Raw genomic sequence first — 13,492 nt, forward strand, 5'->3', positions numbered from 1 at the left:
GCGCCGGCAGAGCGATGCGCCCGTCGCTCGCTTTCCTCACGATGGAACGATGCACATCGATATCGGGCCCAACCCAGACAACCCATGGGAGGCCCAGCGATGACCAAGGCAGTCAAACCGGACGCCGAACAACCCTACTTCGAAACCCCTGCTCACATCCCCAACGGCAGCAATCACCAGATTCCGCATAGCCACCGACTGATCTATCGAGACCACGATGTGATCGTGCATCTCACCGGTTATGAATACGAAACCTTTGGCGAGACGTTATGGGCGGTGGGCGCGGAGGTCGTGAAAGATCGCGAGATCGTCGTCCCGGTGAGCGTGGACCAAACGCAGCATTACAGCAGCTTCGACGAAGCGCTCGAGCGCGGCATGTCACTGGGCAAACGACTGGTCGATGAGCTGTAGTCGAAGTCGAACGCGAGTGAATTGACCGCTACTTCTGGCAGCGCCATTCCCTGCATATCACCGAGGAAGCCCACCAATGAGAGAGAACAACGCGAACGTTCGACACGACGAAAATCAACAGCGCTACCTGCTGGACATCGATGGCGAAACGCTCGGCTTTGCCGCGTACCGGGAGGACGACGACCGCCTGGTCTTTACCCACACCGAAGTGGATCCGAGCCTCGAAGGCCAGGGCATGGGCAGCGTACTGATTCGCCAGTCACTCGACGATGCCCGCCAGCGCGGCAAGCGCATCGTACCGGTTTGCGGATTCGTCGCCGCTTATGTAAAGAAGCACCCGGACTGGGACGACATCATAGATTAGCTCGCTTTGTAAGAGCACCGATGAGGCGGGAATTCACCATGCGTACAGGTAATATGCTGCCCCCAATCGGTAGCTAATGAAGCCCACCACTGCCGGATCACTCGGCACCCGCCCGGTGCTGGTTAAGCGCATGAGAAGAGAGAGCGATGAGCAACGAGCTGCAGATCGAAGACATCCAGGTCGGCGATGGTAAGGGAGTGGTAAAAGGCGCCCTAATCACCACTCAATACCGAGGCCAGCTGGAAGACGGCACCACCTTCGACTCATCCTACGAGCGCGGCAAGCCCTTCCAATGCGTGATCGGTACCGGACGCGTCATCAAAGGCTGGGACATCGGGCTGATGGGCATGAAGGTCGGCGGCAAGCGCAAACTCTTCGTCCCCGCCCACCTCGCCTACGGTGAGCGACAGATCGGCGAACACATCAAACCGAACTCGAACCTGCTGTTCGAGATCGAGCTGTTGGAAGTGCTGACTCGGGGTGAGTGACTGCTGCCGGTTACATCCGCCCCGGCGGCGTCAGAACCGCGCGCGCCGAGGGGCGGTCGCGCATCCGTTGCAGATAGTCAGCAATCTGTGCGTTTTCTTTGAACCACGCAGCGCTGGCCGGTAACTGCTGCAAGTAATCCAGCATGGGCGTAAGGATCGCATCAGCCATGCTGTAGTTCGCTCCGCAAAAAAAATTTTTGCGTCCTTCGATTCTGCGCTCCAGCAGCTTGAATATCTCCGCAACGGCATCAGCTGCCTCAGCGATAGCTGACGGGGTTGGGGGAGCTCTCAGAACCGGAGAGGCCACCAGCAACAAGTAACCCCGAATCAGTACCTCATCAATATAGAGCGCCAGGGCGCCGGACCATTGATCCACCTCTGCGCGCAAAAGCGGCTCCGATGGCTGCAATGAAGTATCCGGAAAAGCCGCGTCCAGATAACGGCAGATGCTCGTGGTTTCAAACACCCTCGCCTCGCCATCAAGCAACACCGGCACTTTGCCAAACGGATGCAAGCTCATATGTTCAGGACTGCGCAGTTGGACATGCACTCCGTCAAGAACGAGCCCGTGCGTATACGCCAATCCTTTCTCTTCGCAATACAAGCGAACGCTTCGAGCCAGCGTGCTGAAGGCGGGACCAAAAACGTGCAGCGTCATAGGCATTTCCTCTGAGATGGGAGCCTCGATGGTGACGTTGCCAACCTTATGTTCAAGAACATATTCCGGTTGTCTGGCATTCTGTCATTGACTCCCCTTCGAGAGACAGTCATGCCTTGGCCTGCCAGACAACGCCCCTCGACTCGCCAGCGGATACTCGATAGCGCCTCGCGGCTGTTTGCCATCGAGGGCTTCGAACGAGCCAGCATCGAAATGATCATGCAAGACGCCGGGCTCACCCGGGGCGCTTTCTACAGTCACTTCGAGTCGAAAACCGACCTATACAACGAAGCCATCGGCAACGCCGCAAAAGCAGGCGGCGCGCTACTTGAGCAAGCCGGCGTTGGCGGCCTGCGACAGGTTGTGGAAACCTATTTGCAGATGGAGCACCGCGACGGCAACGCTATGCATTGTCCCTTGGCGTTCATGATCAACGATGCAGCCACGCAGGACGCAGCCATACGTGACCGCTATACGCAGGTGTTCAACGGGTTTCTTGCTCGACTGGAAACCACGTTGGCGAAAACCCACCCCAACAGCTCTCGGCAACGAGCCTTGCAAGTAGCAACCGGAATGATTGGTGGGGTTGCGCTAGCGCGTGCGATCGCCGATGAGCAACTAGCTAGCGAGCTATTGGAAGCTTGTCGGGCAGGTTGTATCGAGCTGCTGCGTTGAGAGCGTTTGTGGGAGAAGCCTGTCTACGCGGCCATGCGTTCAGACAATTGCAACTGGCAGCGGCGACAGCGCCGCTGCCAGCCGAAGTCAGGCCAATGCAGCCTGTCCAGTTCCGGTGGATGTGAGCGCCTGTGAGCCCAGCGCTTGCCCTACCACATCACCGATCATGTCCGCCGTAATGGCGCTCAGGGTCCAGCCCAGGTGGCCATGGCCAGTGTTGTAGAAGATGCAAGGCGACTTGCCGCGGCCGACCTTAGGCATCATGTTCGGCATCATCGGCCGCAGTCCGGCCCAGGGCACGACGCTCTGAGTGCTGACGCCAGGGAAGCATTCGTTGACCCAGTCCACCAACGGACGGATACGATCCGCGCGGATGTCACGGTTGTAGCCGTTGAACTCAGCAGTCCCGGCGACGCGTAGACGGTTGTCGCCGAGGCGGCTGGTCACCAGCTTCGTTTCATCGTCCAGCAAGCTCACGGTCGGGGCCGCGGCACGGCTAGCCTCGTCGTTGAGGTTGACGGTGATCGAATAGCCTTTCACCGGATAGATGTTCACCCGGTCGCCCAGTTGCGCAGCCAGGGCCCGGCTTGCCGTACCGGCGCAGACGACCATGCCGTCGAATTCCAGGGTTTCGTCGCCGCCTGGCGTGCCGAGGATGACGCTAGCCTGGCTGCCGTTGGTTGCCACAGCTTTAACATCCTGGCCGTAACGGCATTCGACACCCAGGCGAATGGCCGCCGCCGCGAGGCCGTTGGTGAAACTGTGGATGTCGCCGGTGGAATCGCACTCTGTGTAATAGCCGCCGTAGTATTGCCCCGCCAGCGTTGGCTCGATGGCCCGCATCTCGTCCGGCGTCACGCTGCGGCGCGGCAGCCCACCTTGGGCCAGCAGTGTGGATACGGTGCCAGCGTGCTCGAAGCCAGCCTTGTCACGGTAAATGTGCAGGATGCCGGCCTTCTTCAAGTCGAAGTCGATGCCCTCTTCTTCGGCCCAGGCAAACAGATGCTCGCGGGCGGCGATGGCCAGGCGTGCGGTTTCGATGGTGTTCTGGCGGTATTGCCCAATGGAGCCGATGAACTCGGCGAACCAGGACAACTTGTGCCAGCTGGGCTTGGGGCTGACCAGCAATGGCGCGTCGCTCTTGAGCATCCATTTCATGCCCTTGAGGATCGTTGACCAGTGAGTCCAGACCTCGGCATTCGAGGCGGAGAGCTGCCCGCCGTTTGCAAAGGAGGTTTCCATTGCGGCGTAGCGGTGCTTTTCGAAAAGGGTCACGTCGAAACCGCGCTTAGCCAACGCATAGGCGGTGGTGATGCCGGTAATACCGCCACCAATAACAGCGATTGTTTTCATTGTGTCGCTCCAGAACGTCAAGGGTCAGAGTCCGTCCGCGACATGCGGATCAGACGCCCCCTCTGTTCTGGACCTGAGAGTTTCGCGAGCTCCAACGGGCAGAGTTCGCTTGCTCCTTCGGTGCGACGGGCGACGACACCCGACGGCTCTTCAGAGTCAAACCTGTGGAAGCGGTCCTTTTGCCTGAGAGTTTCCGGGGCGGTTGCTCCTTCGGCGCTGCTGGCGACGATGTCGCTGCAGTCTCTCCCGAGTCCACATACTTCATGTGCCGGACCGATCTAAATCGATCCAGTAATGCAGTCGGTGCTCAAGGTGCCAGAAAACGCCCCCTTTGCAACAGAAATTTTTCTGCCGTACGACTAAGGAACGATGCATTCGTCCGCTTCAGCGGCGCGCCATGAAACCATCACCCGCGTTACAGGCATGATTTCAGGAGCCGACCAGCGCTATCAGCTGGGCGATATCGACGGGCTTGGTCAGGTGGACGTCGAACCCGGCCGCCAGCGCATTTTCCTTGTCGCTCGGCTGCCCCCAGCCGGTGATCGCTACCAGCCGAACACGCGAATCCGACGAGCGGATCATCCGTGCGACCTCATCGCCACGCAGACCGGGCATACCGATATCCAATAACACCACTTCTGGCTCGAGCTGCCGATAGCGCTCGAAGGCTTCGACGCCGTCGAAGGCCAGATGTACGTCGTGGCCCTCCAGCCGGAGGACTTCGGCCATGGTTTCGGCGATGTCCCGGTTGTCGTCAGCGACCAGGATCCGTCGCGTACTTGCCGCTAGCCTGCCAGCTTCCGCAGGCTGCGCCTCGAGCTGCGGTGGGGCCAGCGCCGGCAGATTCAACTCGAACTTCGCCCCTAGCCCTACCCCTTCGCTGCTGACGCGGATGTCGCCGCCATGAAGATTGGCCAGGCCCTTGGCCAGCGCCAGCCCGATGCCCAGACCCGTATTGACCTGCGATTGGGGCATTGGCACCTGAGCGAATCGTTCGAAAATCAGTTGAAGATGTTCGCGAGCAATGCCCAAGCCGTTATCGGCCACCGACACCGTTGCCAACCCGTCTTTCAACGCGGCGCGCACGCGGATCTGCCCGCCGTGGGCGGTGAACTTGGCGGCGTTGTTCAGTAAATTGACGAGTATCTGCTCGAGCCGCAGCGGATCGGCTTCGAGCAGGATCGCTTCCGTCGGCTGCTCGATGAACAACTCATGTCGTTTCGCCTCGATTTTGGCCCGCGCAGTCTCAACGGCAGCTTCGACCACCGCTCGGAGATCCAGTGACTCCTTGCGCAGCACCAGCTTGCCGAGGGTGATGCGCGAGATATCGAACAGATCGTCCAGCAGCAGTGCCATGTGTCGTACCTGCCGCTCGATAATTTGCTGGCTGCGCAACTTCTGCGCTTCGGATGCAGAGGGAGAGCCGACAAGGCCAGCCGCCAGGCGAATGGGCGCCAGCGGGTTACGCAGCTCATGCGCCAGTGTCGCGAGAAACTCATCCTTACGCCGATCAGCCTCCAGAATCGCCTGCTCCTGACGTTTGGATTTGGTCACATCAGCGAACCAGACGGCGAGCCTGTGCTCGAAAGGCGTGGCAATCAGGCGCACCCAACGCTCGCTGGCAAAGGCAGTGCTGCGCATCTCTACGTCATGCGGCTGCTGCTGCGTCGCCGCCGCCACCAGCGTGCCGATCGCTTGCGGATTGGCATTGGGTCCGAGCACTTCGCTGATGCGCCGCCCCGTCAGTTCTGCAACCGTTCCCTGCAAGCTCTCGGCACCGGTCGGATTGATGAAGTCCAGCCGGAAGTCATGTAACTCGCCCGCAGCATTGAGGTGCGGAGAAAGAATGGCGAACGGAACGGTGGACGAATCCAGCGCCACCTGCAGTCGCCTCTCAAGCATGCCAGCCTTGCTCTGCGCGCGTGCCCGGTCGATGAATACCGCAGCAAGGCCAGCCGCGAGATCGGCCAGGCGAATCTCACGCTCGGTCGGGGGCCGCGTCTCTTTGAGTTGCACGGTCAAAGTGCCCAGGACACTGCCGTCGCTATTGAGGATCGGTGTGCTGTGAACGGAGCAGAACCCTTCGATACGAGATACGGCGAGAAACTCGGTGAAACGTGGATCGGTTTCGGTATCCGTCACCACCATTCGACAGCCTTCCTGGACCGCTGCGCCGCAAACGCCGAGTCCGGGCGCTACGTTGTCCATAAGCTCCAGCGAGGCCGGCGAAAAACCCTTCGACGCATGAATGCGCAAGGGCGACTGACCATCGCTGAGCGCCAGCAGGCCGTGGGTTGCGCCGTGCAGCTCGCACAGCACGTCGATGATCGCCTGCAGCTGAGCATCGAGTGTCGGCAATTGCTGCAGACGGTTACCGAGTGTGTGCAGCGAATTCAGATCGCTTATTTGCTCGGTCAGGTCCTGCTGAGCCAGTTCCAGCTGCGACAACATGCTGTCACGCTCGGCCTCGCTTGCCCTACGCGCCTGCGCAGCGGCGGCCAGTGCCTGCCCTACCTCGCGCACTTCTTCGATTTCGCTGTCCGGTACCTGTTGTAACGATTGGCCCTGACCGATGGCCTGCGCCGCCCCGCGCAACTGACGCATCGGCACGTTGATTCGCCGTGTCGCGAACAACGCTGCGGCGACGGCGAACATCAAGGACAGTAACAGTCCGCCGCCGTAGAGAGTGAAAGCCCGAGCAGCGCCAGCCTCCACCGCTTCGGTTGGCGCGGCTGTGGCGACGACCCACCCGAACGGGTAAAGGCGGACGAACGCGGTGTAGGCCGGAACACCTTCCATCGTCTTGGACATACCGACGCCTTCGTCGGCGGGATTGACCACGAGCATGCGCTGGAGCGTCGGCGAAGCCGGCTGCCCCATAGTTTCCACGTGCCGTTGAGAGCGAGCGATGCGTATGCCGTTGGCATCGAACACCATGTTGATCCAGCCGGGTGCTAACCGGCGATCGCTGATGACTTGAACGATGGAATCAGGCTTTAGCACCGCAGTCAGGACATAGCGAGTGTTCCCCTCGATATCGACCGGCACGCGTATGGGAATCCCCCACACCCCGCCGGGGCCCAACCCCATGTTGCCCACCTGCGGCTCACCCGTGCGCATCAGTTCAGCGAAGCTTCGAGGTTCGGCAATTGCCTTGGATGCAGGCGGGTCGTGTCGCGAAATACGCCGGATGACCTCGCCTTCCGGTGTGATGATGAGCAGGGCATACCAGCTGGGCACCGAAGGCAATACGCGGTGGACCATACCAGAGAAGCCGTCGATATCGTCATCATCGAGCATGGTCGATTGCGATAACGCCTGCAGCACGTCCAGTGACCGCCTGAGCTCGACCTCGACTGCCGTGGCGGCCAGGCGTGTAGCTTCCAGACTGCGCTGCTTCGCCAGTAGCTTCTGGTCGTTGACTATCGATACCAGGCCTAAGCCAGCGACCAGTGCCAGGGGCAGAATTCCAGCAAGCGCGATCGTCAGCAGACGGCTGCGCAACGGTACCGAGCGGGTCGGTTTCGCTCTTGCCTGATTCAATAGTCCTTCCCCTGACACCCTGATTGGAATCAAGGCGTAAAAAAACTCGGCGAAACGGTGCGTCGCCGAACAGCAGATATTAGTTTAAGCAATCCGCGAGACGAGTATCAGCACTTGGAGGATATTTGCTGCGGACCAGTTCATTCACCACCTTCAGCTGGCAAGGCGCTGCCAGATATTGGGAGATTTGCATGTTAGAACTTCGGCCTGGCTGCGAATGCTGCAACATTGATTTGCCGCCAGAATCTGCGCAAGCGTTGATTTGCTCCTTCGAATGCACCTTCTGTACGGAGTGCGCAGAGTCGAAACTTGGTTTCATCTGCCCTAACTGCGGCGGCGAACTGGTGGCCCGTCCTCGTCGCCCCGCTTCGAAACTCGCTAATAACCCGGCATCCACACAACGCGTTTATAAGCCGCAACGGTGCAGCCCGGCCCCTATCGTTCGGTAAGACCCGACGGCCCAACTTCGCCATCTCTCGTCAACCCAACAGTGATGGGTAAAAAAAGGCCCGCAAAGCGGGCCGGAGTTCGTGTTCAGGGCTAGGCCGTTATTTCGGCAGCTTGAACGTAATGAAGCTAGCTCGTCCGTCACGTAGCACGCGCATCGACACGGAGCGATTCTTCGGTAGCGCCTCGACCACCTGACTGAAGGTTTTTACCGAATCGATGGCTTGGTTGTTCAGGTGCGTGATGACGTCACCCGGACGCAGGCCGATCATCGCCGCAGGGCCTTGGTTGACTTCACTGAGCACCACACCACCGTTGATTTCGAGCGCCTGACGTTGTGCGTCGGTCAGCTCGGTCACTGAAACACCGAGGCGGTTATCGCTGTGTGTTGTGCCGCCCGCGCCACCAGCCGAGGCCAGCAAATCGCCGTCTTCGGGTAAGGCACCGACATCGATACTCAACGTCTCTCGGTCGCCGTCACGCACAATCTCGAATTTGGCGGTGGTGCCGGGTTTCATCGCGCCGATGAGGTGCGGCAGATCGCCCGACATGTCAATGGACTTGCCGTTGACGCTCAGAATCACATCACCCACCCTCAGGCCGCCCTTGGCTGCCGGCCCACCATCCATAACCTGCGCCACCAGCGCACCGGCTGGACGCTCGAGACCAAACGACTCGGCCAGATCCTTGTTCACTTCTTGGATGACCACCCCGAGCCAACCACGGCTGACCTTGCCGTCTTCACGCAACTGGTTGGCGACATCCATGGCGACGTCGATCGGGATAGCGAACGACAACCCCATGAACCCCCCGGAGCGGGTGAAAATCTGCGAGTTGATGCCCACCACTTCGCCGTCGAGGTTGAACAGCGGGCCACCCGAATTGCCTGGGTTGATCGCTACATCCGTCTGAATGAAGGGCACATAGCTCTCGTTAGGCAGGCTGCGACCGGTCGCGCTGACCACTCCAGCCGTCACGGTGTGGTCGAAGCCGAACGGGGAACCGATGGCGACGACCCACTCGCCTGCTTTCAATGCTTCGGAACTGCCAAGCTTGACCGTCGGCAGATCGTCGCCTTCGATTTTCAGCAACGCCACGTCACTGCGCGGGTCGGCTCCGACCAGCTTGGCTTGAAGTTCGCTGCGATCAGGCAGACGCACCATGATTTCATCGGCATCGGCGACCACGTGGTTGTTGGTCAGCACATAGCCGTCTTCGGAAATGATGAAGCCCGAACCCAGCGATTGAGCCTCTCGGCGCTCGGGCCGTTGCGGGATACCCCGCTCGAAGAACTCGCGGAACATGGGCGGGATGCCCTCCAGATCCGGCATCTGCGCCAGCGCGCCACGCGCGGGTTTGTTCTGCTTGGTACTGATGTTCACGACCGCCGGCGAGGCATCTTCGACCAGCGGCGTGAAATCCGGCAGATCCGCATAGGCGACCAGCGCCTGCCCGAATAGCGCCACGCCGGCTACGACCGCCAGAAGGTCTTTACGAAGGATCATGGTGACAGGTCTCCCACGATGGAAAATTGGTTAAACGAACTTGGGTGTGGCCATCCAGCCTAAAAACAGCGGGCCGCCGTGCGCTCGAATGCTGTTCAACAGCCCGGCCACGGCAAACCCACCCAAGGGAGCAAGCTGTTCCGTCAGCCTGTGAAGAACTCTACGCCTTGTATAGTCAGCTTCGTGTGAAGCGGACGTAAAGGAACCGTAAGGTTTCGCCGCGGCAATTTCCGATAAGGATCGCTTATCCGATCGCATCCAGGCCGGTCGTTTCGAACCCCGCCTGTTCGGCCGCTTGGCGTACACGCAGATGATCCTCGGGCAAAACGAGCGCGGCTTCTGCCCGTTTGAGCGCCAACTCGATATGTCGGCCGGCCGCGACTCTGACCGCTGCATCTCCAAGCCGCCCCAGTGATGCCAGTGCCTGCTGCAGACATATGCCCACCTCGACCACCGCCGCGCCGTCGCGCGCTATGGGCGTAAAAAAGTCGTCGAGCATGTCTGCCACGCTCAGGCCAGGTGCGAATATCCGGTCAAATTTGGGCTCCTCCGGTGGCGTCGGCCTGGATAGATGCGACAGCACGCGCAGGCCGCGACCGATCACATCGACTGCGGTTCCCTGATCGTTGATACCGGGCGACAAGGCTCGCGACGCAATCTCGGCCAAGACGGTCATTCCGAAGCGTGGGTCGCGGTCGAAGGTTCGCTGTGCACCGATGACGAAGGCCGCGCGCAGAGCGTCGTCACACTCTTCGCCTACACCCACGGACCAGGCGATCGGCTGCGTCGGCTCGACGAAGATACCCGGCAGCACACAGATATAGACCGAGCTGTTCTCCGACTCGGTCAACGTGCCCAATGCCGGCATGTCGATGTGCTGCACGAAGCCAATCTTCCCGGCGTACAGCGGACGCGCGCCTGGCAATGCTTTAGGGTCAACCTCGAGCGGGCAGCCACCCAGATGGGGTTGCTCCATGCGCTGGCACAACGACCGGGTTGCGGCGTCCTCCACCCTCGCCGTGGTCTCTGCGACCCTACCCAGCCCCGACAGCTGATCGATCCAGCGCAACAACGCGTAGACCACCAAAACCACGACGACGATGGTCGCAGCGAACATTACGACCCGGCCCTTATCACCATAAAGCCCTGTGCTCAGAGCGATGATGCCGACCAGGCTGAAGATGAACGAACCGATGAAGGTGGACAGGGTGTTTTGCGTCGTGGGGTCTTCCACCAGCAGCGAGATGGCCCGCGGGGTGACGTTGCTGGTCGCCGAACCGTAGGCGGCCACCATAATGCTCAGCGAAAAGGTCGTGACCGCGAGCATGCTCGATGCCAGCACACCAAGGATGTTATCGACCGCATCCGAGCCGATCTTGGTCGGGATATCGTCGGGGATATAGGGCGCCACCGCCAATGCCACCAGCGCAGCCGCGATGCCCAAGACAGAAAACAGGCTAGCCCTGAACCAGGGCCGCTTGCTGATGCGGATGAGAAACCACTTCCAACGCTCGATCATCTGCGACTCGCGCTCAGGTCCGTTTCAGTACAGACAAGAGCGTTATCGCACCGTTGCGAAAAAACGGGGTTTCTTCGTAGACCGTCTCGTTTTAGCCCGCCAGCGCCGCGACTGCCGCCGGCAGTTCGCGCATGTCGTTGATCACGGTCGCCACGCCCAGCTCGCGCAGCGCCTGATCATGCCCGGCGGGAATATGGCTCGCGCCGGTAAAGCCGATCACCTGCATGCCCGCAGTGCGCGCGGCCAGGACACCGGTCGGGCTGTCTTCGACCACCAGACAGTGCCCCGGCGCGACGCCCATGCGCTCGGCGGCCAGCAGATAGACATCCGGCGCGGGCTTCGGCGAAGCCACCATTTCGGCGCAGAAGATATTCCCGGCAACCCGCTCGGTCAGTCCGGCGCGGTGCAGCGACGACTCGACATTGTGCAGACGGCTGTTGGACGCCACCGCAAGCGGCAGATCGATGGCAAGCAGTGCGTCACGTACGCCCGGGATGGCCTGGACTTGCTCGGCTACCGCTTTTTCGCTGTGACGCCGCAGATCGTCATCGAAAGTCTTCGGCAACTTCAAATCGAAGCGCTTTTCGATGAGGTCGATGATGCTCGGCACCGTCAGGCCGAACGTCCCTTCCAATGCCTCAATCAGCTGGTCCGCCGACACATGGAGGCTCAGCGCCTCGAACAGCACGCGGTGGCTGATGATCTCGCTGTCGACGATCACGCCATCGCAATCGCTGATCAGCAGGTCGATAGTGGCCATCGGATCTCCTGGTGGTTGACGCGCGGCAATAGCGCCGCGCCAGCTTGGACTGCGCCAAGCATGCCGAGTTTTACGCCGCTTCGATGGCAATTGCGCGTCGCAACCATTGCTGTTGCGCATGCCAGCAAATCCGCACCGGCGCAGAGCCCAATGACGATCGGCGTCCGGTAGCCGGGCCAAATGTGCTTGCAGCACGCCCTTCGCCGCGCCAGTCACCATCATCCGAGCACCGTGCGCATTTCGTTCAATACCAGCGCTACGCCCACCCCTAGCCTTCGCACTGACATCTCTGCGTGAATTAGGAGTTACCGATGAGTCTGTTGCTGTCCATGGCGGCCTTTGCGCTGGCCTCTTCCATCTCGCCCGGCCCGGTCAATATCGTCGCCCTCAGTGCCGGTGCGCAGTTCGGTCTGCGTCAGGCCATGCGCCACGTCAGTGGCGCGACCATCGGCTTCACCCTATTGCTGCTGTTGATCGGCCTCGGGCTGAGCGAACTGCTGTTGCGCTGGCCCTGGTTGACCCAGTCGATCCGGCTGGCCGGCGTCGCGTTTCTGTTGTACATGGCGTTTCGGCTGGCTACCGACGATGGGAGTCTGAACGCTGACAAACCGGCCGTGCGCCCCAGCATGCTTTATGGCGCAGCGATGCAATGGCTCAACCCCAAGGCTTGGTTGGCCTCGGTGGCTGGAATGGGTTTGTTCGCGGCGGCCGGCGATGCGCCCTCGGTGTGGCGCTTCGCGGCGATCTATTTCGTGATCTGTTACGCCTCGCTGGCCTGCTGGGCCTATGCCGGGACCTTTTTGCAGCACTACCTGAACAACGCCTCGCGGGTGCGATTGTTCAACCGCATCATGGCCGCGCTACTGGCGGGCTGCGCAGCTTATCTGCTGTTGTTTTGATCGCTACCGAGCGCGACGCAGACAGCGATAGTGCCCGGGAGTGGCCGCCAGCAACTGTTTGAAAGCACGCTGCAGATGTGCCTGATCGGCAAAACCCGCCGCCAGCGCCGCCTCGGCGATCGGTATGCCACGTCGCAGTTCGGCACGGGCGAACTGCACGCGGCGATTGGTCAGATACGCATGCGGAGTCATCCCGAAGTGTTTCTTGAATGAGCGGATCAGGCTCGACGGCGACACCCCGGCCGCATGGCTGATCTCGTCAAGCCTGAGCGGGCGCTGATAGTTGTTGGCGATGAGCTCAGCAGCTCGCCGCAACTTCGAGTCGCTCACCGGCGCGGCCCCGTCCAGCCGCAGCCGTTCATGCAGCGTGCTGAAGAACTCCACCGCGGCGCGGCGCTTATGTGAAAGTTCGGCAAGCTCATCGGTCAAGACGCCATGAAAATGGCGAAACCCCGCCTGAAGCAGCGGATCGCGCGTCAGGATGGGTGAGAAGCGGCGAAAGCCGGTGCCGCCCATGCCCAGGTCGTCCTGCAGACCAGCCAACCAACCGGCATCGACGTACAGCATGCGATACGCCCAGGGCTGGTTCTCGATCGGATTGCAGGCATGAACATCGCCCGGGTTCATCAATACCAGCGTTCCTGCATCGAGACGGCACTGGTGATGGCGGTTGATATAGGTGCTACTGCCGCTATCGATCAAACCGATGGAAAAGGTTTCGTGGCTGTGTCGGGCGTAGCAGACGCGGCGTCCGTCAGCTACGGTGCGTGCTTCGATAAACGGCAGCGCCGCGTCCCGCCAGAACTGGGAAGCGGGTGCTATGGACGTTCGGTTCGGCAGGCTCATGATCAGGTCTGTTGCAGCTGGTTC

At 60.8% G+C, this 13,492-nt stretch carries 13 protein-coding genes and 1 riboswitch; of the genes, 6 read left to right on the top strand and 7 right to left on the bottom strand.

The window, feature by feature from the left end; genetic code table 11:
- Nucleotides 1-99 precede the first annotated feature (99 nt).
- The 3 genes from NA647_RS09135 (at nt 100) to NA647_RS09145 (ending at nt 1,263) form a co-directional block, all read left to right on the top strand.
- Nucleotides 100-411: a hypothetical protein gene (locus NA647_RS09135; RefSeq protein WP_256057400.1), complete on the top strand. Its 312-nt coding sequence runs from the start codon at nt 100-102 to the stop codon at nt 409-411.
- A 34-nt stretch (nt 412-445) separates the two neighbouring features.
- Nucleotides 446-775, top strand: coding sequence for a GNAT family N-acetyltransferase (locus NA647_RS09140; protein ID WP_256057456.1), 330 nt, complete (start codon nt 446-448; stop codon nt 773-775).
- Nucleotides 776-921: 146 nt separating this feature from the next.
- On the top strand, nt 922-1,263 hold the full coding sequence (locus NA647_RS09145) for an FKBP-type peptidyl-prolyl cis-trans isomerase (RefSeq protein WP_256057401.1): 342 nt from the start codon (nt 922-924) through the stop codon (nt 1,261-1,263).
- Nucleotides 1,264-1,273: 10 nt separating this feature from the next.
- Here the strand turns inward: NA647_RS09145 and NA647_RS09150 are convergent, their stop codons facing one another.
- Complete coding sequence (locus tag NA647_RS09150; protein ID WP_256057402.1) at nt 1,274-1,921, bottom strand: glutathione S-transferase family protein; 648 nt, start codon at nt 1,919-1,921, stop codon at nt 1,274-1,276.
- A 111-nt stretch (nt 1,922-2,032) separates the two neighbouring features.
- Here NA647_RS09150 and NA647_RS09155 point away from each other — a divergent pair, with 111 nt between their 5' ends.
- Nucleotides 2,033-2,596: a TetR/AcrR family transcriptional regulator gene (locus NA647_RS09155; protein WP_256057403.1), complete on the top strand. Its 564-nt coding sequence runs from the start codon at nt 2,033-2,035 to the stop codon at nt 2,594-2,596.
- An 87-nt stretch (nt 2,597-2,683) separates the two neighbouring features.
- Here the strand turns inward: NA647_RS09155 and NA647_RS09160 are convergent, their stop codons facing one another.
- Nucleotides 2,684-3,949 (bottom strand): D-amino acid dehydrogenase, encoded by a 1,266-nt coding sequence (locus NA647_RS09160; RefSeq protein ID WP_256057405.1) that lies wholly within the window; start codon nt 3,947-3,949, stop codon nt 2,684-2,686.
- A gap of 161 nt (nt 3,950-4,110) precedes the next feature.
- Nucleotides 4,111-4,208: riboswitch (glycine riboswitch) on the bottom strand.
- A 170-nt stretch (nt 4,209-4,378) separates the two neighbouring features.
- Nucleotides 4,379-7,492, bottom strand: a complete 3,114-nt coding sequence (locus NA647_RS09165) for an ATP-binding protein (RefSeq protein ID WP_256057406.1) — start codon at nt 7,490-7,492, stop codon at nt 4,379-4,381.
- Nucleotides 7,493-7,683: 191 nt separating this feature from the next.
- On the opposite strand from NA647_RS09165, the gene NA647_RS09170 reads away from it, so the two are divergent.
- Entirely contained in the window at nt 7,684-7,941 is a 258-nt protein-coding gene (locus tag NA647_RS09170; RefSeq protein ID WP_256057407.1) for a DUF1272 domain-containing protein, read from the top strand.
- A gap of 99 nt (nt 7,942-8,040) precedes the next feature.
- Here NA647_RS09170 and NA647_RS09175 read toward each other — a convergent pair whose 3' ends face one another.
- From NA647_RS09175 to NA647_RS09185, 3 genes are all read right to left on the bottom strand, one after another.
- Nucleotides 8,041-9,444, bottom strand: a complete 1,404-nt coding sequence (locus NA647_RS09175) for a DegQ family serine endoprotease (RefSeq protein ID WP_256057408.1) — start codon at nt 9,442-9,444, stop codon at nt 8,041-8,043.
- A 244-nt stretch (nt 9,445-9,688) separates the two neighbouring features.
- Entirely contained in the window at nt 9,689-10,963 is a 1,275-nt protein-coding gene (locus NA647_RS09180; protein ID WP_256057409.1) for a DUF2254 domain-containing protein, read from the bottom strand.
- 91 nt (nt 10,964-11,054) lie between these two features.
- Nucleotides 11,055-11,723, bottom strand: a complete 669-nt coding sequence (locus tag NA647_RS09185) for an HAD family hydrolase (RefSeq protein ID WP_256057410.1) — start codon at nt 11,721-11,723, stop codon at nt 11,055-11,057.
- Nucleotides 11,724-12,034: 311 nt separating this feature from the next.
- Here NA647_RS09185 and NA647_RS09190 point away from each other — a divergent pair, with 311 nt between their 5' ends.
- Nucleotides 12,035-12,622 carry a LysE family translocator gene (locus NA647_RS09190; protein WP_256057411.1) on the top strand — a complete coding sequence of 196 codons (588 nt, stop codon included), beginning with the start codon at nt 12,035-12,037 and terminating at the stop codon, nt 12,620-12,622.
- A 3-nt stretch (nt 12,623-12,625) separates the two neighbouring features.
- Here the strand turns inward: NA647_RS09190 and NA647_RS09195 are convergent, their stop codons facing one another.
- Complete coding sequence (locus NA647_RS09195) at nt 12,626-13,468, bottom strand: AraC family transcriptional regulator (protein ID WP_256057412.1); 843 nt, start codon at nt 13,466-13,468, stop codon at nt 12,626-12,628.
- Nucleotides 13,469-13,492 lie beyond the last annotated feature (24 nt).

This window comes from Stutzerimonas stutzeri (assembly GCF_024448985.1).
GTDB classification, from domain to species: Bacteria; Pseudomonadota; Gammaproteobacteria; order Pseudomonadales; family Pseudomonadaceae; genus Stutzerimonas; species Stutzerimonas stutzeri_AP.

Excerpts from the sequence above, each read along its gene's own strand:
- NA647_RS09135 (WP_256057400.1), top strand. The coding sequence starts at position 100 with ATGACCAAGGCAGTCAAACCGGACGCCGAACAACCCTACTTCGAAACC.
- NA647_RS09145 (WP_256057401.1), top strand. The coding sequence starts at position 922 with ATGAGCAACGAGCTGCAGATCGAAGACATCCAGGTCGGCGATGGTAAG.
- NA647_RS09150 (WP_256057402.1), bottom strand. The coding sequence starts at position 1,921 with ATGACGCTGCACGTTTTTGGTCCCGCCTTCAGCACGCTGGCTCGAAGC.
- NA647_RS09155 (WP_256057403.1), top strand. The coding sequence starts at position 2,033 with ATGCCTTGGCCTGCCAGACAACGCCCCTCGACTCGCCAGCGGATACTC.
- NA647_RS09160 (WP_256057405.1), bottom strand. The coding sequence starts at position 3,949 with ATGAAAACAATCGCTGTTATTGGTGGCGGTATTACCGGCATCACCACC.
- NA647_RS09170 (WP_256057407.1), top strand. The coding sequence starts at position 7,684 with ATGTTAGAACTTCGGCCTGGCTGCGAATGCTGCAACATTGATTTGCCG.
- NA647_RS09175 (WP_256057408.1), bottom strand. The coding sequence starts at position 9,444 with ATGATCCTTCGTAAAGACCTTCTGGCGGTCGTAGCCGGCGTGGCGCTA.
- NA647_RS09180 (WP_256057409.1), bottom strand. The coding sequence starts at position 10,963 with ATGATCGAGCGTTGGAAGTGGTTTCTCATCCGCATCAGCAAGCGGCCC.
- NA647_RS09185 (WP_256057410.1), bottom strand. The coding sequence starts at position 11,723 with ATGGCCACTATCGACCTGCTGATCAGCGATTGCGATGGCGTGATCGTC.
- NA647_RS09190 (WP_256057411.1), top strand. The coding sequence starts at position 12,035 with ATGAGTCTGTTGCTGTCCATGGCGGCCTTTGCGCTGGCCTCTTCCATC.
- NA647_RS09195 (WP_256057412.1), bottom strand. The coding sequence starts at position 13,468 with ATGAGCCTGCCGAACCGAACGTCCATAGCACCCGCTTCCCAGTTCTGG.